This is a genomic window from Pseudomonas sp. E141 (assembly GCF_052659885.1).
In genome coordinates, this window is record NZ_CP084024.1 from 4,219,357 (window position 1) to 4,240,968 (window position 21,612).

Sequence of the window (21,612 nt, forward strand, 5' to 3'; positions counted from 1 at the left end):
CACAGGCGCCACACCTTCAAGACCTGTCCTGATGCCGCGGCCAGCTCAAGCTGAAGCAGGCCCCACCCAGACTCTTGCTCTTGCCGATCAACGCCCGGCCATCGTGCCAGTGGATGATCCGCCGCACGATCGACAACCCCAACCCATGACCACCTGAAGCACGGGCACGGCTGTCGTCCAGGCGCAGGAAGGGCTTGAAGATCCGCTCCCACGCCGCCTCCGGCACGCCGGGCCCGTCGTCCTCGACGTCCACCCGACAACGCAACTGACCCACCTGGTAACTGACCGTCACCCGGGAGCTGGCGTGACGCATCGCATTGCTCACCAGGTTCTGCAGGGCCCGATGCAGGAAGCGCGGCTCGGCCTCGACCCAGGCGCCATCGCAATCAGCGGCAGACAGGCACAGGCCGCGCTCGACCGTAATCCCGGCCCGAAGCGGTCCCAACTCTTCAATGACCTGATTGACCAGCGCATCCAGATCCACGCGCTGGAAGTTCAGGGCCGGCGATCCCTGCTCCAGTCGCGCATAGGTCAGCATCTCGTCCACCAGCCGATCCAGGTCTTCGATGTCGTGATCCATGCCCGCCAGGTATTTGTCCCGGGCCTGGGGCGTGGTGGCGCTGCCGATCATCTCCAGGCCAAAACGCAGGCGCGCCACCGGGGTGCGCAACTCATGGGACACCGCACGCACCAGCTCCCGCTGAATCGCCAACAACTGCTGCAAGTGTTCGGCCATGCCGTTGAACGCGGCGGCCAATCGCCCTACCGAGTCAGCACCGCGAGCCGGCACCCGGGTTTCCAGGCTGCCCTGGGCGATCTGGGTAGCGGCCGATTCCAGACCACGCAGGCGCCGCTCCAACTGGCGCACCAACAGGTAAACGATCAGCCCGATCAGGCTCAACCCCAGCGCCGCGATCAGCACCAGCCACTCAGGCGGATAAGGGTTCATCTGGTACAACGGGCCGATTTCCAGCACCCACGGCGTACCGACCATGCCGGCGAACACCCGGATCGAGTCACCGCCCTTGCCCAGCGCCATGACCGTGTCGCCCTCGGCCACGCGCCGACGCTGGTCTTCGTCCATGTCCGCCTGCGTAATGGGCATCAGCCGCAGGTCAAACCCGAAGCCTTTTTCCTGCTTGAGTTGCGCCAGGCGTTCAGGCTGCTCGGCCACCGGGTAACGCACCAACTCATCGGCCAGCAGGTAGATAGTTGCCCGGGCCAGTTGCTCGCTGATCTGGCGGACTTCCCCGACCAGCATCAGTTTTTCAGCGTCGCTGACCAGCCGATAAACTTTCGCCGCATGGGGCCCGGTCTGCTCCACCAGGGCCTGGCCGCGCATGACACGGGTGCGCTGGCCGAGATCCAGATCGGTCTGGGCGTAAGTCTGCAACGCCAGGGGAATGCCCAGCAGGCGTTCCCACACCGCCAGGGCCCGGCGTCGCTCGGTGTCGTTCATGGGCCGCAGATTATCGGCCATCAAGGAAAACGTGCCGTGGGCCAGACGCTCGCGGTACTGCTCACTGCGAGTCTGGTTGAGCAAATGCAGGGCCAGCACGCCGAGCACCGCCACCAGCACCAGGGCCGCGCACATGCCGCCGTAAATGCGCAGGAAGATCGAGTTCACGGCGTCGGGTCTACGCAAGCTTCAGGAACGAACAGATAACCCTTGCTGCGGATGGTCTTGATCAGCCGTGGATGGTCCGGGTCGTCGCCGATCTTGGGACGGATGCGCGAGATGCGCACGTCGATGGAGCGGTCCTGGCCGTCATAACCGATGCCACGCAGGGCGGTGAAGATCTCTTCCCGGGACAGGATGCGCCCGGCGTTGGACACCAGCAGCCACAGCAGATCGAACTCGGCACTGGTCAGCTCGATGCCGTGGTCTTGCAGCCAGGCTTCGCGCAAGGCGTTGTCCACTACCAGCGGGCCGAATTGCAAGCGCCGTGGCTTTTGCGACGTGGCCGGTTCCGGTTCGCTGCGTCGCAACAGGGCCTGGACGCGGGCCAAGAGCAAGCGTGGCCGCACCGGCTTGCAGACGTAATCGTCGGCGCCCAGGTCCAGGCCCTGGATCTGATCGGTGTCGTCGGTGCGGGCGGTGAGCATCAGGATCGGCCCGTCGTAATGCTCGCGTACCTTGCGGCAGATGCTCAGGCCGTCCTCGCCGGGCAGCATCAGGTCGAGGATCACCAGGTCCGGCTGCTCGGCAATGATCCGCGCCGCCGCCACCGCACCGTTGCCTTCAATGGCCACGCGCAGGCCGTTGCTTTCCAGGTACTCGCGAGTCAGCTCGGCCAGCCGCTGGTCATCCTCGACGATCAATACCTGCCAGGCTTCTTGTTCCACGGGGGGGCCTCGTCTTGTTGTGTATATAGAAGAAAGGATAGGCACCTGACTTGTGGCGAGGGAGCTTGCTCCCTTGCCACAAGACGTCCGCTCCAAATATAGAATCCAGATCCCCGTCTTTTTGTCATGTTAAAGGAGGATAAGCATGCCCATGCACGGGCCGATTGTATAAACGCCGGCCCTGCATAAAACAAGCGGACAAATGCGTTCGGTCGCGCGGGACTTGTGTGGTAACGTCCGCGCCCGCAAAAACCATCGGGCTGTTTTCGGATCGTTAAAACGATGAAAAAAGGTCCACTCCAGCAAGGTCGCGGCCTACAGAGCTGTTCCACGTTTCGCACACAAATTACGCACAGGCTTATCCACAGGTAGCACGTTGCATTCATCCCCCAAAACGCATTATCTTGTAGCCCGTCGCGTAAAAAACCCTACATGTAGGGTTTTCGACCAAAAACCAAACACAAGTCGGACAGATAATTCAAGCGCTTTTCTTGCCTTTGTCCGACTGAAACACCGCATTCCCCCAAGACCAGACCGCCCCCTGCGGATGGCCATCGTTTCAAGGTCAAAACGACCAGAACGGTACGGGTGTTGCAGTCCATTGCAGGCACCTCTGCAATCCGGTTTCGAGCCCAGGCTCGAAGCCCAGAACTTCGGAAGGAAGCGGTATTCAGGCCTGCTTCCTACTGTCCCGAAGTTGTTATACCCGGCGCCAGTCGGTTGTAGTGCTTCAGGACGGAACGGTGGGCACCGTGATGGTGCCCAAACAAACATAGAGAATGTGGAGACACCCATGCACACCGACACAACTCGCGAGAACCCGCAGGGCACCGCGCCGCTGGCCGCTGATTCGAACTCGGATCTGGCCGCTACCGCGCCTGGCCAGCTGCGTGTGATCAAGCGTAACGGCACTGTCGTTCCTTACACCGATGACAAGATCACCGTCGCCATCACCAAAGCATTTCTCGCAGTTGAGGGCGGCACCGCCGCCGCTTCGTCGCGCATCCACGACACCGTGGCCCGCCTGACCGAGCAAGTCACCGCAACCTTCAAGCGTCGCATGCCGTCGGGTGGCACCATCCACATCGAAGAAATCCAGGATCAGGTCGAACTGGCCCTGATGCGTGCCGGCGAGCAGAAAGTGGCCCGCGACTATGTGATCTATCGTGATTCGCGCGCCAAGGAACGCGCCATCCGCACCCCGGCCGACGCCCCGGTACTGGCTCACCCTTCGATCCGCATCGCACGCGCCGACGGCAGCCTCGCGCCGCTGGACATGGGCCGCCTGAACACCATCGTCACCGAAGCCTGCGAAGGCCTGGAAGAAGTCGACGGCGACCTGATCCAGCGCGAAACCCTGAAAAACCTCTATGACGGCGTCGCACTCAAGGACGTCAACACCGCGCTGGTGATGACCGCGCGGACCCTGGTGGAACGCGAGCCGAACTACTCCTTCGTGACCGCCCGCCTGCTGATGGACACCCTGCGTGCCGAAGGCCTGAGCTTCCTGGAAGTCGCCGAGAGCGCGACCCACCACGAAATGGTCGACCTGTACGCCAAGGCCTTGCCGGCCTACGTCGCCAAGGGTATCGAATTCGAATTGCTGAACCCGGTACTGGCCGAGTTCGACCTGGAAAAGCTCGGCAAGGCGATCAACCACGAGCGCGACCAGCAGTTCACTTACCTGGGCTTGCAAACCCTGTACGACCGTTACTTCATCCACAAGGACGGTATCCGTTTCGAACTGCCGCAGATTTTCTTCATGCGCGTGGCCATGGGCCTGGCGATCGAAGAGAAGCAGCGTGAAGACCGCGCCATCGAGTTCTACAACCTGTTGTCGTCCTTCGACTACATGGCCTCGACCCCGACGCTGTTCAACGCCGGCACCCTGCGTCCACAACTGTCGAGCTGCTACCTGACCACCGTACCGGACGACCTGTCGGGCATCTACGGCGCCATCCACGACAACGCCATGCTGTCCAAATTTGCCGGCGGCCTGGGCAACGACTGGACCCCGGTTCGCGCATTGGGCTCGTACATCAAGGGCACCAACGGCAAATCCCAGGGCGTCGTACCGTTCCTCAAGGTAGTCAACGACACCGCAGTCGCGGTCAACCAGGGTGGCAAGCGCAAAGGCGCGGTGTGTGCCTACCTGGAAACCTGGCACATGGACATCGAAGAGTTCATCGAGCTGCGCAAGAACACCGGTGATGACCGTCGTCGTACCCACGACATGAACACCGCCAACTGGATCCCTGACCTGTTCATGAAGCGCGTCTTCGACGACGGCAAGTGGACCCTGTTCTCGCCATCCGAAGTTCCAGACCTGCATGACCTGACCGGCAAGGCTTTCGAAGAGCGCTACGAGTACTACGAAGCCCTGACCGAGTACAACAAGATCAAGCTGTTCAAAGTCGTCCAGGCCAAAGACCTGTGGCGCAAGATGCTGTCGATGCTGTTCGAAACCGGCCATCCATGGCTGACCTTCAAGGACCCGTGCAACCTGCGCAGCCCGCAGCAGCACGTGGGCGTGGTCCACAGCTCGAACCTGTGCACCGAGATCACCTTGAACACCAACAAGGACGAGATCGCCGTCTGCAACCTGGGCTCGATCAACCTGCCGAACCACATCGTCGATGGCAAGCTGGACACCGCCAAGCTGCAACGCACCGTGAACACCGCCGTGCGCATGCTCGACAACGTGATCGACATCAACTACTACTCGGTGCCGCAGGCGAAGAACTCCAACTTCAAGCACCGTCCGGTCGGCCTGGGCATCATGGGCTTCCAGGACGCCTTGTACCTGCAGCACATCCCGTACGGTTCGGACGCTGCGGTCGAGTTCGCCGACAAGTCCATGGAAGCGGTCAGCTACTACGCGATCCAGGCTTCCTGCGACCTGGCCGACGAGCGCGGCTCGTACGAGACGTTCCAGGGTTCGCTGTGGTCCAAGGGCGTGCTGCCACTGGACTCGCAACAGATCCTGATCGAGCAGCGTGGCCAGAAGTACATCGACGTTGACCTGAACGAATCCCTGGACTGGGCGCCGGTTCGCGCCCGTGTACAGAAAGGCATCCGTAACTCCAACATCATGGCCATCGCACCGACCGCCACCATCGCCAACATCACTGGCGTGTCGCAGTCGATCGAACCGACCTACCAGAACCTGTATGTGAAATCGAACCTGTCGGGCGAGTTCACCGTGATCAACCCGTACCTGGTTCGCGACCTCAAGGCCCGCGGCCTGTGGGACTCGGTCATGATCAACGACCTGAAGTACTACGATGGTTCGGTACAGCAGATCGAGCGCATCCCGCAGGAGCTCAAGGAGCTCTACGCCACCGCGTTCGAAGTGGACACCAAGTGGATCGTCGACGCGGCCAGCCGTCGCCAGAAGTGGATCGACCAGGCTCAGTCGCTGAACCTGTACATCGCCGGTGCCTCGGGCAAGAAGCTGGACGTGACCTACCGCATGGCCTGGTACCGTGGTCTGAAAACCACCTACTACCTCCGTGCCCTGGCTGCCACCAGCACCGAGAAGTCGACCATCAACACCGGCAAGCTGAACGCTGTTTCCAGCGGCGGCAACCACGGTGACGATTCGGTCCTGGCCGCTCCAGCCGGCCCGGCACCCGTGCCAAAGGCCTGCGCGATCGATGAGCCGGATTGCGAAGCTTGCCAATAAGCTGAGTGGGTGGGCGCTGCAAGGCGCTTGCTAAAGAAGCCCCCGATAGACCGCTGGTTTATCGGGGGTTTTCTTTTGCCTTGAGAAAAGTAGCGACTGGGCGCGCCCCATCGCGAGCAAGCTCGCTCCCACATGTGTTCCGGTTCGTTCGCAAGATTTGCGCTCACTGAAAATCCCTGTGGGAGCGGCTTTGGTTCAGCCAGTGACCACATTGGAATGCGTCCACCTGTGGGAGCGAGCCTGCTCGCGATGAGGCCGGGACAGCCCCTCCGAAAACACCCACCCACAAAAAAGCCCCTCTTGCGAGGGGCTTCTTGTGCAGCGTTCAAGCGACCTTCGATATCAAGCCATCTGAATGATGGTCTGCATGATGGTGCTCTGGGTGGAGATGGTCTTGGCGTTCGCTTGGTAGTTGCTTTGGGCCTTGATCAGCTCGACCAGTTCGTTGGTCAGGTTGACGTTGGACTCTTCCAGGGAGTTGGAGACGATCGAACCCAGAGTCCCGGTTTCCGGCGCGTCGTAGCCCGGGATGCCCGAAGCGAAGGTTTCTTTCCAGCTGGTGCCGCCTACCGGTTGCAGGCCTTGCTCGTTGGTGAAGCTGGCGAGGGCGAGCTGACCGATCGGCTTGGTCTGGTTGTTGCTGAAGTTGGCCAGCAGCACACCGCTGCCGTCGATGGTCAGGTTGGTGATCTGGCCAGTGGCGTAACCGTTCTGGGTAGGAATCGACCGGGCGGTGTCGGCGTTGAACTGGGTGGTATTGGCCATGGAGATGACAATAGTATCGGCGCCATCAGCGCCATTGGCGGTCCACACGCCGTTGGTAACGGTGCCAGGAATCCAATCGTCCAGTTCCAAATCGCTACTGGTGCTCGCTGGTGGGGTGGTGACCGTGGACAACCTGCCGTTCGCATCAAAGGTCATGGTCGAAGGGACCGCCAGGGTAGCGGCAGCGGTTGGCGAGCTACCGTCCAGATTACGACCGTCGATCAGCGTGTAGACATCCCATTCATTGTCGCCAGTCTTGACCATGTACTGGTCCATGGAATGCTGGTTACCCTGGGTATCGTAGACCGGCGTGGTGAATTGCTTGGTGAAGGTGGATGTATCGGCCGGGTCGAACACGTAAGGAGCCGCTTGGTTGATAGCCGTCGCCGTCGAATTCAGGTTAATCGTCGACGAAACCAGGCTGGTCGCTTGCGGCGGCAGGTTGGAAGTGTCGATACGCAGGTCGGTCAGAATACCGTTGAGGATGTTGCCATTGGCATCCACGCCATAACCCTGCAAACGCGCAGTGCCATCGCTGTTGGTGATGAAACCTTCCTTGTCGGTCTTGAACGTACCGGCACGGGTGTAGCTCAGGGAACCGTCGTTGCTCAGGACAAAGAAGCCCGAACCCTGGATGCCCATGTCCAGCACGTTGCCGGTGTTGTTGACGTCACCCTGGCTGAACTGCTGGGAGACGTTGGCCAGGCGCACGCCGTTACCGACGGTCTTGGTGCCGCTGCCCAGCCTGGTGGCCGAGTAGACGTCTTCGAATTCCGCACGGGACGATTTGAAACCGGTGGTCGCCACGTTGGCGATGTTGTTGCCGGTCACGTCCAGGTGCTTGTTGGCTGCATAGAGACCGCTAAGGCCGATGTTGAAAGACATGTTGCACTCCTTTTGCCGGTTTAGTCGGCTCTACATACCAATAGTTTGTACTTTGGACAGGGCGATGCTGCCCAGCCCGGCCAGGTTGAGCATCAGCTCACCGCCCGTCTGGCTGATCGTCACGCTGCTGACGGTCGCCGGCAGGTTGGTGATCAGCGACACGGGCTTATCGTCGATAGTGGTCGAAGCGGTGAAGGTGTAAGTACCCGACTCAAGGGTGGTGCCCGCATCGTTCTTGCCATCCCAGATGAAGGCCGAATTACCGGCATTCTGGCTGCCCAGCTCGATCGTACGGACGGTCTTGCCGTCCTTGTCTGCGATCTTGATCGCGAGCGAAGACACCGAGGCCGGTACCACCACCGTGCCGTTGAGGCTCTTGGAGGTGTCGACCACAGCCTTGTCACCCGGGGCGATGACCGAACGGCCCACCAGTGACGAGGCTTGCAGGGCCTGGGACGAGTTGTAGTTGCCGGCAATACCGCTCACGGTTTCGTTGAGTGTGGTGATGCCTTCCAGGCTGCTGAATTGCGCCAACTGGGCAACGAACTCGCCGTTATCCTGCGGCTCCAGCGGGTTCTGGTTTTTCAGCTGGGTGACCAGCAATTGCAGGAACGCATCCTTGCCCAGCTCCTTGGAACCGGTAGCCGCATTCGTCGCCGAGGCCAGGCCATCGGTGGTGGTGTTGGTCTTGACCGAGGAGTTGGCCAGAATCTCGTTGAGGCTCAAACCACTGGTGGTGTTGGTGACGCTCATGTGACTCGCCCCTTATCACTGACCGAGGGTCAGGACCTTCTGCATCATGGTTTTGGCGGTGTTCATCATTTCGACGTTGGTCTGGAACGAACGACTGGCGGAAATCATGTCGGCCATTTCTTCAACGACGTTCACGTTCGGGTAATAGACGTAGCCCTTGGCGTCGGCGGCCGGGTGGTTCGGCTCGTAGCGTGCGTCGAGGTTGCTCTGGTCTTCGACCACGCCGAGCACCTGCACACCCTGCCCTGCGGCGTCCTGCTCCTGGAACAGCGAGTCGCTGCCGCCGGATTGGCCGCCCTGGAACATGGTGGCGAACACCGGGTGACGGGCACGGTAGGTCTGGTCGATGCTCGACGACACGGTCTCGGCGTTGGCGATGTTACTGGCGACGGTGTTCAGACGCGTGGTCTGGGCACTCATGGCGCTGCCGGCAATGTTGAATACGCTCGCAATCGACATGACTTACTCTCCGCGCAGGGCCGATACCAGCCCTTTGAATTTGCTATTGAGCAGGGTGAAGCTGGCCTGGAAGTTCACGGAGTTTTCCGTGTAGTTGGACTGTTCCAGTTGAGCGTCCACGGTGTTCTGGTCGATCGAAGGCTGCATCGGCGTGCGGTACATCAGCGACTCATCGGCATTGCCCAGGCCTTCGGCTTCGATGTGACGGCTGTTGGTCATGTTCAGGGCGAAGTGGCCGTTCTTGGCCTTCTCGTTCTGCTCGGCGAGCACTTTGGAGAAGTCCAGGTCCCGAGCCTTGAAGTTCGGGGTGTCGGCGTTGGCGATGTTGTTGGCCAGGACTTCGGCACGCTGGGCTCGGAAGCTCAGGGCCTTTTCGTGGATGCCGAGCGCTTTATCGAAACTGATGCTCATGTTGGAAACCTTCGGGTGACCAGAATTTACGTACGATGGACATAGCAAGCGTCGTGCCACTTTCAAAAAGCCCATAAACCGGGGCTTTGCGGGCATCGGCAAAGCGGCAATGCCAGAAAAGCGGCAATCGGTTTCCGCTGGCTGCCGCTTTTCTGCCGCTTTCACCCAGGCAATGGGGATCAAATGTGGGAGCGAGCTTGCTCGCGATAGCGGTGTGTCAGTCAACATTGATGGCGTCTGCAATACCGCTATCGCGAGCAAGCTCGCTCCCACAGGAGGCTGTGGTGCATTGGAAAAAACCGGCAGGCAAAAAAAACGGGAGCCTTTGCGGACTCCCGTTTTTTTCCCAACCCAAGCAAATCACTTCGCCTGATAGATGATCCCAGGACTGCACTGCACCATCTGGTAGTGGTCCGGCAAACCGTTCAATGCCTCGGAGGCGCCGAGGAACAGGTAGCCGCCCGGTTTGAGCGTGCTGTGGATGCGCAGCAGGATGTCTTTTTTCACTTCGGCAGAGAAGTAGATCAGCACGTTGCGGCAGAACACGATGTCGAACTTGCCCAGGCTGGCGTAGCTGTCCAGCAGGTTGAACGAGCGGAATTCCACGCGGTTCTTGATCGGCGCCTTGACCACCCATTTACCCGGCCCTTTGGGGTCGAAGTAGCGTTGCAGGCGATCAGGCGACAGGCCGCGGCCGATGGCCAGGCTGTCGTATTCGCCAGTCTTGCAGTTGTTGAGCATCGTTCCGGACAAATCGGTGGCGACGATTTGCACGCCCATTTTCAGCTGGCCGATATTGGTCCGCTCGAACTCATCGATGGACATCGACAGCGAATAGGGTTCCTGTCCCGACGAACAGGCCGCCGACCAGATCCGCAAGCGTTGCCCCGGACTGGCCTTGATGGCCGCCGGCAGCACCCTGTTCTTCAACACCTCGAACGGATAGGTGTCGCGAAACCACAGGGTTTCGTTGGTGGTCATGGCATCCACCACCATCTCGCGCAACCCACTGCGCGGCTGGGTCTGGATGCGCTGGACCAGTTCGCCCAACGATTTCAGGCCCTGTTGCTCCATCAACTTATTGAGACGGCTCGACACCAGGTATTGCTTGTTTTCACCAAGCAAAATGCCACAGGCTTTTTCCAGGAAGACCCGGAACTGTTCGAAATCCAAATTACCCGTAGACAAAATACCGCCTCTTTCATCGTATTGACTTGCCGGGCGCACAACGCGCCCAACCTTTATTCTGCAGCCTTGATGCGCTCGACTACCCGGGAAGCCAGGTCATCGGGCCGGAACTTGGCCAGGAAATCATCGGCCCCCACCTTCTTGACCATCGCCTGGTTGAAAACACCGGACAACGAGGTGTGCAAGACAATATGCAGCTTTTGCATGCGCGGGTCGTTGCGGATTTCCGACGTCAGGGTGTACCCGTCCATCTCCGGCATTTCAATGTCGGAGATCATCATCAGAAACTCCTCTTCCGGTTTCTTGCCCTCTTCCACCAGCTTGCGCAGGTAATCCAGGGCCTGGCGTCCGTCGTTCAACGCTACCACTTCGACACCGACCGTTTGTAGACAACGGGTCACCTGCTTACGTGCCACCGAAGAATCATCAACCGTCAGCACCCGCAGCGAAATCGCCTTGTGCTGGGTTTCGGCGTCGACCACCCCCACGGAAATCGTTTCCGGGGTCGGCGCCACTTCGGCGAGGATTTTCTCCACGTCGATGATTTCAACCAACTGGTTATCGACCCGGGTCACCGCCGTGAGGTAGTGATCGCGACCGGTACCCTTGGGCGGCGGATGGATCTCCTCCCAGTTCATGTTGACGATGCGCTCCACCGAGCGCACCAGGAAGCCCTGGGTCTTGGTGTTGTACTCGGTGATGATCACGAACGGATTGCTCTGATCCAGAAGCCGGCCCGAACCGGTCGCCATCGCCAGATCGAGAATCGGGATGGTCGCTCCGCGGATATTGGCCACACCGCACACGACGGGGCTGGACTTGGGCATCAGGGTCAGCTTCGGGCACTGGAGCACCTCGCGAACCTTGAATACGTTGATCCCGTACATCTGTTGGCCGTCGAGACGGAACAACAACAGCTCCAGGCGATTCTGACCGACCAGCTGAGTGCGCTGGTTCACCGAATCCATTACTCCCGCCATGCCCTGACTCCTACCTAACGCTAATGTGTCCGACGCGCATTCATCACTAAACGGCACGGGGCTTGCTATTGAACCGGCATGAACGCACAAACGACATTTTTTCGACGCCTGACCACTCACTGCCGCCACTGGCTCGGTGCACTGTTGGCTGCCTGCCTGCTCGCTTTGGGCGGCCCTGCCTTTGGTGCTGTTCCGGTTACCTTGCCTGATCTCCTTATCGGCGTCACTCAGGGCTTTCTTGAATTCACCGTAGAAGACTACCTGGCAACCAGTCAAACCGAAGGTCGCTACGAAATCGAAGTCAACCAGCTCGACCCGCGCCTGCGCATGCCCATGTGTGACAAGGAATTGACTGCGTCTCTGGAGAGCCCGGCCAGACCACTGGGCCGGGTCACGGTGAAGCTGCGGTGCGACAGCGCCGCGCCCTGGACGGTGTTCGTGCCCGCTCAAGTGCGCCTGTTTCGCGAAATCGTCACCACCACCCGTCCGCTCAAGCGGGCCGGGATCGTCGAGCCTCAGGACGTGACACTGCGTGAACGGGATGTCAGCCAGATCAACCAGGGATTCCTGACCTCCGTCGATCAGGCCATCGGTCAGAAACTTGTCCGACCAATGGTCGCCGACCAGGTCATTACCCTGGTCCACCTGGAACAAGCCGAAGTGGTGCGCAAGGGCGATCAGGTGGTCATCACCGCCCGCAGCGGGACCCTGGCCGTGCGGATGCCGGGCGAGGCTTTGTCCAACGGCGGCATGCGAGAACAGATTCGGGTAAAAAACCTTAATTCCCAACGCGTTATCAAGGCGCAGGTAATGGCCCCAGGCCATGTGGAAGTGGCTATGTAGCGATCGGGTGGAAATGGGTAGAGAGCTGGCGCTTGCCCACGGTGTTCCCTAGACTGTGCCTTACGCAAAGGCAAGCGCAGACCTGCGCACGTTCATTGAATAAATGAGCCTAAAGTTTTTTTGGGGATGGCCGAAAACATGGCAAGCGTCCAAATACCCAGAGGTTTTTTACCATGGTCATCGATTTCAATCGTTTAAACAGCTCTTCACCGCTAACAGGCACTACGCGCCCTAACGCCAGCAAGGAAACCGTCGAAACCGACAAATCCGCGCCGGCCGAACAAGCCGCCACTGTCAGCAACGGGGAGTCGGTACACCTCAGCAATGAGGCTCAGCAGTTGCAGAAGGTCACTGACAAGCTGCGCGATCAACCTGTCGTCGACAACGCCCGCGTGGCCGAGTTGAAAGCAGCAATCGCCGATGGCAGCTATAAAGTCGACAGCAACCGTGTAGCCAGCAAACTGCTCAACTTCGAAGCCCAGCGCTAGGCCAACGCCTGCGCCAGGCTTTTGGACGCTTAAGACCTAAGGCCAGCCATGCACGACACTAATTTGTTGCAACTGATCACCGACGACTTTGCCCCGGCGCAACAATTGCTGGAGCTATTGCAGGCCGAGTCCCTGGCATTGCACGGTCGCGACATGCCGTCGCTGGAGAATATCCTGGCGCAGAAACAGGCATTGATCATTCTGCTCGATCAGCATGGCCGCAAGCGCAGCGAGATCCTCGCCAGCCTCAACCTGCCCGCCAATCGCGATGGCCTTGAGCAGCTGGCCAGCCAGTCGTCGGTGGGCGATCAACTGTTGTCCCAAAGTGAAGTGCTCAACGACCTGCTCGCTCAATGCCAGGCCGCCAACACTCGCAACGGACAGTCGATCCAGGTTCAGCAAGCCGCCACCGCCAACCAGTTGCGCATTCTCAACGGCGGTGAAATCCCGACGCTCTATGACGCTCGCGGTTCGACCGCCAAGATGGTCAAGCACCGCCCGCTCAGCCAGGCATGAAACGAACAGTGCCGGCGCTCTATCAACGCGCGACACATGCTGGCAAAATGCTGGCTACTCGTCGTATTTTGCCTGGAGATTGACCCACCGTGTTCAATGCCTCAAACGCGGATGATGCTCCGCAGCCGCCCAAGGTCCTCGCCACGCCCCTGGAAATTTCCGGCAACCTGCGGATGCTGCAAGATAGCCATGACCCGCTGATCATCACCTTCCACGAACGCAGCCAGCGCTTCCAGAGCTATCTGGTCGATGTCGACCGGGAGCGTAACGTCCTCGCCCTGGACGAAATGATCCCCCGGGACGGTGAACGCTTCCTGTTGGCGGGCGAGCCGTTTCGTGTCGAGGGTTTCCATGATGGCGTGCGCATCGCGTGGGAAAGCAACGGCCCTTTGACCATCGATGAGTCCAGCGACGGCCGCTGCTATCGCGGCGCCTTGCCTGATGAAGTGGTTTACCACCAACGCCGCAACGCCTTCCGCGCCGCCCTCAAGCTGGCGCAACTGGTAAGCGTCGAACTGGGCGGTGACAAACTCAAGTCACCGGTTGACGGCAAGCTGCTGGATATTTCCGCCACAGGCTGCAAGTTGCGCTTCGAAGGTGACATTACCGCACGCCTGCAATTGGGCCAGGTCTACGAGCGCTTTATCGCGGCATTGCCCTTCGGCAACATGACCGCACCGGTCGAACTGCGCTATCTGCATTTCGAAGAAAGGATCAACACCACCTTCGCCGGCGTACGTTTCCACAACATCAGCGGCCTGGTGCAACGGCAGGTTGAGCGTTTCGTGTATCAGCTACAGCGCGAAGCCCGTCGTTTCGACAAAGACGACCTCTGATTTTCGACACGTAAAAAAACGGGCAGTCCCTTGCGGTGACTGCCCGTTTTTTTATGACTGGCTCAAGGCCTGGCCTGAGTGAAATCGGGGCTCGACGGCTCGTCGCTGGCCTCTTCGGCGGCAACTTCCTCCATGACGGGTTCTTCGTCGGCCGGTTCTTCCGTCGGCACAGGATCGACGTGCATCTGCTCCTGCACCACTTGTTCGTCCACACGGGGATCCAGGCACGCCACCAGAGGCGAACTGGACATGCTGTCCGGCATTGCCACGTGATGCAGCGGTGCGTCGTCGACCTGATGCAGGTTGGTCACCGCCTTCGGCCGGATTCGCCACACCAGCACCAGGGCGAAGAAGGCAAAAAAGGCATAGAGCATCTGGCTGCCGAACATCTTCATCAGCACCCCCGCTACCAGCGGCCCGATACTGGCGCCAACCCCATAGGTCACCAGCAGCATGGCCGTCAGGGATACCCTTCGATCAGCTTCGACGTGGTCGTTGGAAAACGCCACCGCCAACGGATACAGGCAGAACTGCACCAGCGAACAGAAGAATCCCGCGACGAACAGCACCTCCAACGGCACCGTGGGCAATATCGCCAACGGCAGCGCACAGACTGTCAGCACCAGCGCAAAGCAGCGGATCAGCAGCGCCCGGTCATATCTATCGGAGAGCCAGCCCAGGGGCCACTGAACCAGCAATCCGGCAAAGATGCAGCTACCCATGAACAGACCAACCTGCTCGGTCGACAGCCCCTGCTGAGAAGCGTACAGCGGCGCCAAGCCATAGAACGAACCGACGATCAGCCCCGAGCCCAGCACCGTACTCAATGACTGCGGCACTCGCTTGATGAAAAAGCGCGGCTCCATGGGCGCCGGGTGCAGCGCCGCAGGGTGAATCCGCCGGGTGAGTGTCACCGGCACCAGGCACAAGGCGAAGCACAGCGCCACCAGCATCAGCAACTCAAGCCCCAAGGCCGGGTGCATGACCAGAATCAACTGACCCAGCACCAGGCCCAGGTAGGAAGCGATCATGTAACCACTGAATACCACGCCACGCTGCTTGGCATCGGCCTGCTCGTTGAGCCAGCTCTCGATCACCATGTACTGGCACATCATGCCCAGGCCGACAATTACCCGCAGCACGATCCAGGCCGGCAGCCAATCCACCAGGCCATGGCCCAGCACCGCCGCACCGACAATCCCGGCGCAGGCCGAATAAGCCCGGATGTGCCCGACGCGGGCGATCAGCCGGTGGCCGATCTTGCCCCCCAGCACCAGGCCGAAATAGTTGGCGGCCATCAGCGCACCGACCCACAGGCTGTCGACATTGTCGGCAGCCAGGCGCAAGGCCAGGTAGGTACTCAGCAGGCCCGAGCCGATCAACATCATCAGCGAGGCGAAATACAGCGCTCGAAAAGGTTTCCAGATTTGGCGCATCGGCGTTCCGAGCGGCTCCTTGAGATGAGTACGGGCTATTTAGAAGATAGCCCGAATGCGACGTTTGGTTATGCCTGGGCCGCTAGAACACGCCGCTCCCAGGGAGTAATTTCATCAAAGAAGCTGGTCAGCTCCATGGTCTTCGAAGCGATGTAGCCTTCGATGAACTCCGTACCGAACAGTTCCTTCGCCAGATGACTACGCTTCAGACGTTCCAGGGCAGCATGCAAGGTACATGGCAGCGAAAGATTGTCCGGCACTTGGAATTCGCCCTGGATCGCGGCGCTCGGCTCCAGGCGATTTTCGATGCCATAAAGCCCCGCAGCCAGACTGGCGGCAATCGCCAGATAGGGGTTGGCATCGGCACCCGGCAAGCGATTCTCGACCCGACGGGCCGCTGGCGAACTGGCGGGAATCCGCAACCCGGCCGAACGATTGTCATGGGACCAACAGGCATTGTTCGGTGACGCAAACGGGTGACACAGGCGCTGGTAGGAATTCACGTTCGGCGCGAACAGCGCAGTGAAATCCGCCATGCCAGCCTGTTGCCCGCCGATGAAATGCCGGAACGCCGCCGTCGGCTCGCCCGCTTCATCGCTGAACACATTGCGGCCGCTGTCCAGCTCGACGACGCTCTGATGAATATGCATCGAACTGCCCGGCGTATGGGCCAGGGGCTTGGCCATGCAGACCACGGTCAGGCCGTGTTTGAGGGCAACTTCCTTGAGCAGGTGCTTGAACAGGAACGTCTGGTCGGCCAGCAACAGAGGATCGCCGTGAAGCAGATTGATCTCGAACTGGCTCACGCCCATTTCATGCATGAAGGTGTCGCGGGGCAAGCCCAGCGCCGCCATGCATGCATAGACCTCTTTAAAGAACGGTCGCAGGCCATTATTGGAACTGATGCTGAACGCCGAGTGACCGTCTTCACGCCGTCCGTCCAGGCCCACAGGGGGCTGGAACGGCTGGGTCGGGTCCGGGTTGGGGGCGAACACGAAAAATTCCAGCTCGGTCGCCACCACGGGCGCCAAGCCGAGGGCGGCATAACGAGCAATAACCTGTTTGAGCTGACCGCGCGTGGAGAGCCGGGAGCTTTCACCAGTCAGCTCATCAGCGTCGCAAATCGCCAAGGCTCGCGGCTGTTCGCTCCAGGGCAAGCGGTGAATGTGTTTCGGGTCGGCCACCAGCGCCAGGTCGCCGTCGTCGCTGCCATAAAAACGCGACGGCGGATAACCGCCCATGATGCATTGCAACAGCACACCCCGCGCCATCTGCAACCGTCGACCCTCGAGGAAGCCCTCGGCAGTCATCACCTTGCCTCGTGGCACGCCATTCAAATCCGGGGTGACACACTCAATCTCATCAATGCCCGTCAGTCGCTGCGCGAGTGAACATTGGCCATCGGTCGTCATGACGCAATCCTTGTTATGTGCGAGCCGCTAACGGCAACCCGTACAAAATAGGCTTCGGGTGTTCGGAATATCAAGCGGCCCAAGACAATAAACAACAAGCCCTGGAATACTGGGTGGGGTTGTGTCGACAGATTTATGAGTGCCGGGCAGGCTCAGGGCAGATAAATCCGGAACACGCCCCCGCCCAACGCGCCGCCATTGGCAATCTCGGTCCGCCCGCTCACGCCGCCACGCTGATGCAACCCAGCAATCCGCGCGGCGAAGTACAAGCCCAGTCCGGTGCTGCCGCTGCTGTGATTGATGCCCTGCACATACTCGGCCTGACGCTCGATCATCTCGGCCGGGTAGCCTTCGCCGTCGTCATTGATGGTCAGCACCAGTTGCCCGGCCTCGTCGCTCGCACTGATCAGCAACGCCTGGCGCGCGTGGCGGATGGCATTGTTGATGCTGTTATCGAGCACCGACGCAATCAGCTCACGATCGAAAAAACCCAGGGGGCTCAGCGGGTCGACCTCGTAGGCGACCATGATCCCGCGACTGCGGAACACGTCCTGATGACCGGCCAGTTGCGCCTCGATAAAGTCATCCAGCTCGTGATAGGCCGGATGCAGCGGCAACTGGTTGACCCCCAGCTTGTACAACCCCAGCAACTGCACCAGCAGGCCATTGAGGTGGGCGAACTCGAACTCCATGACGCCCTGCTCCGAGGTCTGCCGCTCGGATTCGGGCAAACGCTCAAGCCACTGGGTATGAGCCTGCATGAGCAAGGTCAGGGAGTTTTTCATGTCGTGCACGGTAGACGCGATCACCGTGGAAAAATCGAGAGCCTGTTCGCTGTCATTCATCGCCAAATGCCTTGCTTCGCAGTTTCTGATAACGCGCAAAACGCGCATCGGTGTCGGGCATCATGCCCACCAGTTTCAGGCAGGCGCGGCACTCCTGCAGCAGCTCCGACTCCACACTGGTATCGGTGCCATGCAACAGTGACTGCGCCATGTTCAAAGCAATACTGATGTTCTTCGGTTGCATCTTCAGGGCTCGACGGAACAGCTCTCGCGCCTCGGGCAACGCGCCGGTCTTGTAGACGCGCACACCTTCACGGTTCAGCTCGGCGGCGGCATTGCCTTGATTGAGGATATTCGGATCATCGGTCAACTTGGCGATGCCTTGCATCACCGTCGGATCATCGCCATAGATCTCCGCGCAGTTCTTGAGCATCGACTCGCCGGCGCTGGTTTGGCCGAGCATCTGCAACTGCTTGGCCACTAGCAACGCGGCCTCGGCGCTCATGAACTGCTCCATGCCGTCGAGGCGCTGCAAGGCCTGCTCGGTGAGCTTTTCGGCGGTTTCGGCATCGTTGAGCAACAGGCTCGTGGCCTTCATCAACCGCGCACGCACCTGCAACCCAGGATCGTTGAGATTTTCCTTGGCCACGGCGCTGAGGGTGGTGTTGATTTCCAGCCGAGTGCGGGTATCCAGGCCTTTTTCGCTGCCCTTGCTGATCAGTGCATGAGCCAGGCCCAGGTTGCTTTCCGGGTCCTTGAAGCGCGACTGTGCGCCCTGCCCCACCGCTTGGCGATAGGCCTTGGACGCGGTCTCGAAATCTTCGTTGGTCATTGCCAGCTTGCCCAGCAGCGACTGCCGTCGCACCGCCAGTGGCGATAGACGAACCGCCTCTTCCAGCACGTGTTGCGCCTGCTTCGTATCGCCTTCGGCCACCAACACTTCAGCCATGCCGTCATACAACGCCGGCATCATCGGGAATACTTTCAAGGCCTTCTCATAAACATCCTTGGCCTGCCCCACCAGGCCACGCTTGAACAACAACTTCCCCAGCCCCGCATAGGCCCACGGCAAAGGACGGTCAGCCAGGATGGTGTTGTACAGCCGCTCAAGGGCTTCATTCTGATTCAGGTCCCGCAGCGCATCAGCCCGATAACGCAGACACAACGGCCCGTAGCGCGGATCCTGCTTGCACAGGGCGATACAGGCATTGAGCACTTCCATCGGCTTGCCACGATCCAAGGCTTGCAGGATCGGCTTGAGCAGGGTCTTGCGCTGCTCGAGCCGTTCCAGCCGCTGGGCCAGGCCGGAGCGGTTGAACGGTTTGGTCAGGTACGCATCCGGCTCATGCTCCAAGGCACTGAGCACCATCGCCTGGCTGCTTTCAGCCGTCACCATGAGAAACACACTTTCATGGCTGATCAGCTTCTCGACCATCAGGTCTTCCAGCACCTGCTGACCGTTCTTGCGACCGTCGCCCAGGTGATAATCCTGCAAAATAAAGTCATAGCGCTTCTGCGAGCACATGCGCAGCGCCACTTCACCGGTATCAGCGGTGTCCACGTCCTTGACGCCCAGCTCACGCAACATGGACCGGACGGAACTGCGGAAATCCGAGAAATCATCGACGATCAGAAAACTTTTTTGGTGGTACGCCAGCATCGAGGATGTCCAGGCAAGTAAAAAGATGCACCCAATGGCAAAACAACGAAACGCCGTGTCACCGCCCGGTGTGGCGCATATTGCTAGCCTTTTTCGCGCGCCGAAACGCGATAGAAAACAGGGCTCGTCAGAGTATCGGCAGGAAATGGCGTTCCGTTAAGAGATTGTGTGAGGTGGTTCCGGGACCCATCGGCTACCTGCCGGGCATGGAACAGGTGGACCGGGGACATGGTTAACCTCTGCCTGGCCGTGACCTTGAACAGCTTGGTTGGGCGGTTCAGCCCTTAACAAAAGGCCAGCTCTTGGGTTAGGGACTGTAGGCTCTCAGCATCAATGCCCTCCACGACAGTGAATAGCTGGTCGGGGGATGGCTTCTTGTCAGGCTGGGCGGGCTTGGGGTTCAGATAGGAATCGATGACACGCTCGGCGTTGGCGTCGGCTGCGATGTCCAGATGCAGCGGGGGAACGGGAGGGTCTGGTATGAGTTTGTCCATGGAATACCCCTAACGTAAGTGGGAGCCGCCACGTCCGCTGCTAAACGAGTGGGTGGCAGCCGTGCGCAGGTTAGCAGACCGGTACGTTAGGAAACCGGCGCACCCGAGGATGCCCTGCGCATAGCTGCCATAAGAATTCGGGCAACAAAAATGCCCGCATTGAAGGCAGTTGCCATGCGCCTAACGTGATTCCGAGCTGCTAAACCCGACCGCTAATTGGCAGCGGTGGACAAAGACTAGGCACCGGAATCAGCAGGCGCAAGGGACTGGAATTTTCTAGGAAATGTCCTACAAGTCAATGGGGAATATTCTTTCCGTCGGTTCCTACGGCGAGCTGGTTTAGTCGTTCCAGGCCGAAAAAATTGCGTATAGTCCCGCCCGCCGCCTTGCCGCAATCCGCTTTGGTAAACCGCCGTTTCTAGAAGGAGCTTGAATTTGTACAAGGGATTTACAGGAGTCGTTTTTCTGTTACTGGGCGGCTGCTCGCTGCATCCATATTCCAAGGATGAGCTGTTGAACACCGGCACAACCAGCCCCGAGTATTGCCTGACGCAAGAGCGGGCGGTGGTGGAAGAACGCGTGCAAGGCTACCTGAACCACTGCTTCCACCCCCAAGTAACCGAGCTCAACACCGGCGCAAGACTCGTCAACACCATTCAATTGAAAGTCGACCGGAACGCCGAAAGAAGTGACATGGTGCTGTGGGCGCCAACAATTTACGGAAGCCAGTTCTATATGAACCTGATCGTCTCGGAAAAGAACCCCGCCTGCAAAACCACCATGACCGCCGTGGCTTCAGGCTGGGGATTCGCGCGAAACTTTCCGAAGATCCTGGAAAGCGCAAACGGGGAAGACCCGTGGTGCCCGCTATAACCTCCACCAATTGATTAATCAACTGGCTCTCGTGGCAAGGGAGCTTGCTCCCGCAGGGCTGCGCAAGCAGTCCTCGCGCCGCTATAGGTATGTCACGCCCCCCTTCGCTTATCAAACAAGCTGCCCCCTCTACTGCCATCAACGCCTCGCTTAAATCAGCTACGTTGCCGCGGCATAAAATCTTCGATGCTCTTGTTTCTCAGTTGCAGCAGAGACATAACGAATTCTGGCTCGACCCCCATCAGAAACTCCATAGCGTCGTAGATTTTCCATTGATGTATTTCGGGGCGATCTATTATCGAGCTGAGGTGCTGTTTAACAAACGGGATGTATTCCGGATACCGCTCACGCTTTAAGAAGGCGAAAGCGTCAGATATTTCAAAGGGTTCCGTTCCTGCCAACTCGATGATAGTAGACAGTGGTAAAAAAACTTGAGCCCTAGCGACTTCCCTTTGTCCCCTGTCGACCATATTTGCGAAGTACATGGTTACAGCCATGAGGATCTGGCGATAAGTATCATCGTATCCATGCAACCTGTGGGGGTAGGTATTTTTGATAAGTTCCGGCTTTTCCATGCTTTCGCTTAATGCAACCAACCCCTCGAAAATCCCCCAGCTAGTCAACAATTTTGCAGCTTCGAAGCGCACAACATCATCATCTGAATTGCGAAGCAAATCCAACACTGCAGTCATTCTTTCCTGCGGTATATCTTCGGCATCCAGCTCACCTGCCTCGGCGGCATAATCAGCATGATCCGGTATGCCGTGGAGTAGGTCGTAGGTTTTCCGATCCACAAT

20 protein-coding genes are annotated in these 21,612 nt (G+C 59.4%); 6 read left to right on the top strand and 14 right to left on the bottom strand.

All coding sequences use genetic code 11. The annotated features are described in order from the left end of the window. Positions 1-16: 16 nt before the first annotated feature. Together GKKCFE_RS18895 and GKKCFE_RS18900 are read right to left on the bottom strand one after the other, a co-directional pair. Positions 17-1,627 (bottom strand): ATP-binding protein, encoded by a 1,611-nt coding sequence (locus GKKCFE_RS18895; protein WP_047228753.1) that lies wholly within the window; start codon positions 1,625-1,627, stop codon positions 17-19. Further along, entirely contained in the window at positions 1,624-2,346 is a 723-nt protein-coding gene (locus GKKCFE_RS18900) for a response regulator (protein WP_339490980.1), read from the bottom strand. Before GKKCFE_RS18900 ends, GKKCFE_RS18895 begins: the two co-directional genes overlap by 4 nt. A 793-nt stretch (positions 2,347-3,139) precedes the next feature. Here GKKCFE_RS18900 and GKKCFE_RS18905 point away from each other — a divergent pair. Then, positions 3,140-6,031 carry a ribonucleoside-diphosphate reductase subunit alpha gene (locus tag GKKCFE_RS18905; RefSeq protein WP_139049360.1) on the top strand — a complete coding sequence of 964 codons (2,892 nt, stop codon included), beginning with the start codon at positions 3,140-3,142 and terminating at the stop codon, positions 6,029-6,031. A 342-nt stretch (positions 6,032-6,373) separates the two neighbouring features. On the opposite strand, the gene flgE is transcribed toward GKKCFE_RS18905, so the two are convergent. The 6 genes from flgE to GKKCFE_RS18935 form a co-directional block, all read right to left on the bottom strand. Then, positions 6,374-7,681, bottom strand: a complete 1,308-nt coding sequence (gene flgE / locus GKKCFE_RS18910; protein ID WP_339490984.1) for a flagellar hook protein FlgE — start codon at positions 7,679-7,681, stop codon at positions 6,374-6,376. Between the two features lie 30 nt (positions 7,682-7,711). Then, positions 7,712-8,434, bottom strand: a complete 723-nt coding sequence (gene flgD / locus GKKCFE_RS18915) for a flagellar hook assembly protein FlgD (protein WP_316912099.1) — start codon at positions 8,432-8,434, stop codon at positions 7,712-7,714. A 15-nt stretch (positions 8,435-8,449) separates the two neighbouring features. Beyond that, positions 8,450-8,893: a flagellar basal body rod protein FlgC gene (gene flgC, locus GKKCFE_RS18920; RefSeq protein ID WP_014339780.1), complete on the bottom strand. Its 444-nt coding sequence runs from the start codon at positions 8,891-8,893 to the stop codon at positions 8,450-8,452. A 3-nt stretch (positions 8,894-8,896) separates the two neighbouring features. Continuing rightward, positions 8,897-9,304, bottom strand: coding sequence for a flagellar basal body rod protein FlgB (gene flgB / locus GKKCFE_RS18925; RefSeq protein ID WP_047228758.1), 408 nt, complete (start codon positions 9,302-9,304; stop codon positions 8,897-8,899). A gap of 360 nt (positions 9,305-9,664) precedes the next feature. Continuing rightward, entirely contained in the window at positions 9,665-10,492 is an 828-nt protein-coding gene (gene cheR / locus GKKCFE_RS18930; RefSeq protein ID WP_139049357.1) for a protein-glutamate O-methyltransferase CheR, read from the bottom strand. Between the two features lie 53 nt (positions 10,493-10,545). Next, on the bottom strand, positions 10,546-11,472 hold the full coding sequence (locus GKKCFE_RS18935) for a chemotaxis protein CheV (protein ID WP_047228760.1): 927 nt from the start codon (positions 11,470-11,472) through the stop codon (positions 10,546-10,548). A 78-nt stretch (positions 11,473-11,550) separates the two neighbouring features. On the opposite strand from GKKCFE_RS18935, the gene flgA reads away from it, so the two are divergent. The 4 genes from flgA (at position 11,551) to GKKCFE_RS18955 (ending at position 14,155) form a co-directional block, all read left to right on the top strand. Next, on the top strand, positions 11,551-12,315 hold the full coding sequence (flgA, locus tag GKKCFE_RS18940; protein WP_047228761.1) for a flagellar basal body P-ring formation chaperone FlgA: 765 nt from the start codon (positions 11,551-11,553) through the stop codon (positions 12,313-12,315). Between the two features lie 173 nt (positions 12,316-12,488). Then, positions 12,489-12,803 carry a flagellar biosynthesis anti-sigma factor FlgM gene (gene flgM, locus GKKCFE_RS18945; protein WP_047228762.1) on the top strand — a complete coding sequence of 105 codons (315 nt, stop codon included), beginning with the start codon at positions 12,489-12,491 and terminating at the stop codon, positions 12,801-12,803. Positions 12,804-12,851: 48 nt separating this feature from the next. Next, on the top strand, positions 12,852-13,319 hold the full coding sequence (locus GKKCFE_RS18950; protein WP_305388638.1) for a flagella synthesis protein FlgN: 468 nt from the start codon (positions 12,852-12,854) through the stop codon (positions 13,317-13,319). Between the two features lie 89 nt (positions 13,320-13,408). Then, positions 13,409-14,155, top strand: a complete 747-nt coding sequence (locus tag GKKCFE_RS18955) for a flagellar brake protein (RefSeq protein WP_316912100.1) — start codon at positions 13,409-13,411, stop codon at positions 14,153-14,155. Between the two features lie 62 nt (positions 14,156-14,217). Here GKKCFE_RS18955 and GKKCFE_RS18960 read toward each other — a convergent pair whose 3' ends face one another. From GKKCFE_RS18960 to GKKCFE_RS18980, 5 genes are all read right to left on the bottom strand, one after another. Beyond that, a complete protein-coding gene (locus GKKCFE_RS18960) occupies positions 14,218-15,591 on the bottom strand; it encodes an MFS transporter (protein WP_139049356.1) in 1,374 nt (457 codons plus the stop codon). 68 nt (positions 15,592-15,659) lie between these two features. After that, a complete protein-coding gene (locus GKKCFE_RS18965; RefSeq protein ID WP_281460141.1) occupies positions 15,660-16,901 on the bottom strand; it encodes a glutamine synthetase family protein in 1,242 nt (413 codons plus the stop codon). A gap of 254 nt (positions 16,902-17,155) precedes the next feature. Further along, on the bottom strand, positions 17,156-17,848 hold the full coding sequence (locus GKKCFE_RS18970) for a sensor histidine kinase (RefSeq protein ID WP_445576948.1): 693 nt from the start codon (positions 17,846-17,848) through the stop codon (positions 17,156-17,158). Further along, positions 17,841-19,448 carry a tetratricopeptide repeat-containing response regulator gene (locus GKKCFE_RS18975; RefSeq protein WP_139049353.1) on the bottom strand — a complete coding sequence of 536 codons (1,608 nt, stop codon included), beginning with the start codon at positions 19,446-19,448 and terminating at the stop codon, positions 17,841-17,843. The genes GKKCFE_RS18970 and GKKCFE_RS18975 overlap by 8 nt, the downstream gene beginning before the upstream one ends. Positions 19,449-19,732: 284 nt before the next feature. Further along, positions 19,733-19,942: a hypothetical protein gene (locus tag GKKCFE_RS18980; RefSeq protein WP_223194580.1), complete on the bottom strand. Its 210-nt coding sequence runs from the start codon at positions 19,940-19,942 to the stop codon at positions 19,733-19,735. Positions 19,943-20,377: 435 nt separating this feature from the next. On the opposite strand from GKKCFE_RS18980, the gene GKKCFE_RS18985 reads away from it, so the two are divergent. Next, positions 20,378-20,815, top strand: a complete 438-nt coding sequence (locus tag GKKCFE_RS18985) for a hypothetical protein (protein ID WP_047228769.1) — start codon at positions 20,378-20,380, stop codon at positions 20,813-20,815. A 155-nt stretch (positions 20,816-20,970) separates the two neighbouring features. Here the strand turns inward: GKKCFE_RS18985 and GKKCFE_RS18990 are convergent, their stop codons facing one another. Continuing rightward, complete coding sequence (locus GKKCFE_RS18990) at positions 20,971-21,609, bottom strand: hypothetical protein (RefSeq protein WP_047228770.1); 639 nt, start codon at positions 21,607-21,609, stop codon at positions 20,971-20,973. Positions 21,610-21,612: the final 3 nt, after the last annotated feature.

Coding starts and splice junctions, on each gene's coding strand:
- GKKCFE_RS18905 (WP_139049360.1), top strand. CDS start 3,140: ATGCACACCGACACAACTCGCGAGAACCCGCAGGGCACCGCGCCGCTG.
- flgE (WP_339490984.1), bottom strand. CDS start 7,681: ATGTCTTTCAACATCGGCCTTAGCGGTCTCTATGCAGCCAACAAGCAC.
- flgD (WP_316912099.1), bottom strand. CDS start 8,434: ATGAGCGTCACCAACACCACCAGTGGTTTGAGCCTCAACGAGATTCTG.
- flgC (WP_014339780.1), bottom strand. CDS start 8,893: ATGTCGATTGCGAGCGTATTCAACATTGCCGGCAGCGCCATGAGTGCC.
- flgB (WP_047228758.1), bottom strand. CDS start 9,304: ATGAGCATCAGTTTCGATAAAGCGCTCGGCATCCACGAAAAGGCCCTG.
- GKKCFE_RS18935 (WP_047228760.1), bottom strand. CDS start 11,472: ATGGCGGGAGTAATGGATTCGGTGAACCAGCGCACTCAGCTGGTCGGT.
- flgA (WP_047228761.1), top strand. CDS start 11,551: ATGAACGCACAAACGACATTTTTTCGACGCCTGACCACTCACTGCCGC.
- flgM (WP_047228762.1), top strand. CDS start 12,489: ATGGTCATCGATTTCAATCGTTTAAACAGCTCTTCACCGCTAACAGGC.
- GKKCFE_RS18950 (WP_305388638.1), top strand. CDS start 12,852: ATGCACGACACTAATTTGTTGCAACTGATCACCGACGACTTTGCCCCG.
- GKKCFE_RS18960 (WP_139049356.1), bottom strand. CDS start 15,591: ATGCGCCAAATCTGGAAACCTTTTCGAGCGCTGTATTTCGCCTCGCTG.
- GKKCFE_RS18965 (WP_281460141.1), bottom strand. CDS start 16,901: ATGACTGCCGAGGGCTTCCTCGAGGGTCGACGGTTGCAGATGGCGCGG.
- GKKCFE_RS18970 (WP_445576948.1), bottom strand. CDS start 17,848: ATGAATGACAGCGAACAGGCTCTCGATTTTTCCACGGTGATCGCGTCT.
- GKKCFE_RS18975 (WP_139049353.1), bottom strand. CDS start 19,448: ATGCTGGCGTACCACCAAAAAAGTTTTCTGATCGTCGATGATTTCTCG.
- GKKCFE_RS18980 (WP_223194580.1), bottom strand. CDS start 19,942: ATGGACAAACTCATACCAGACCCTCCCGTTCCCCCGCTGCATCTGGAC.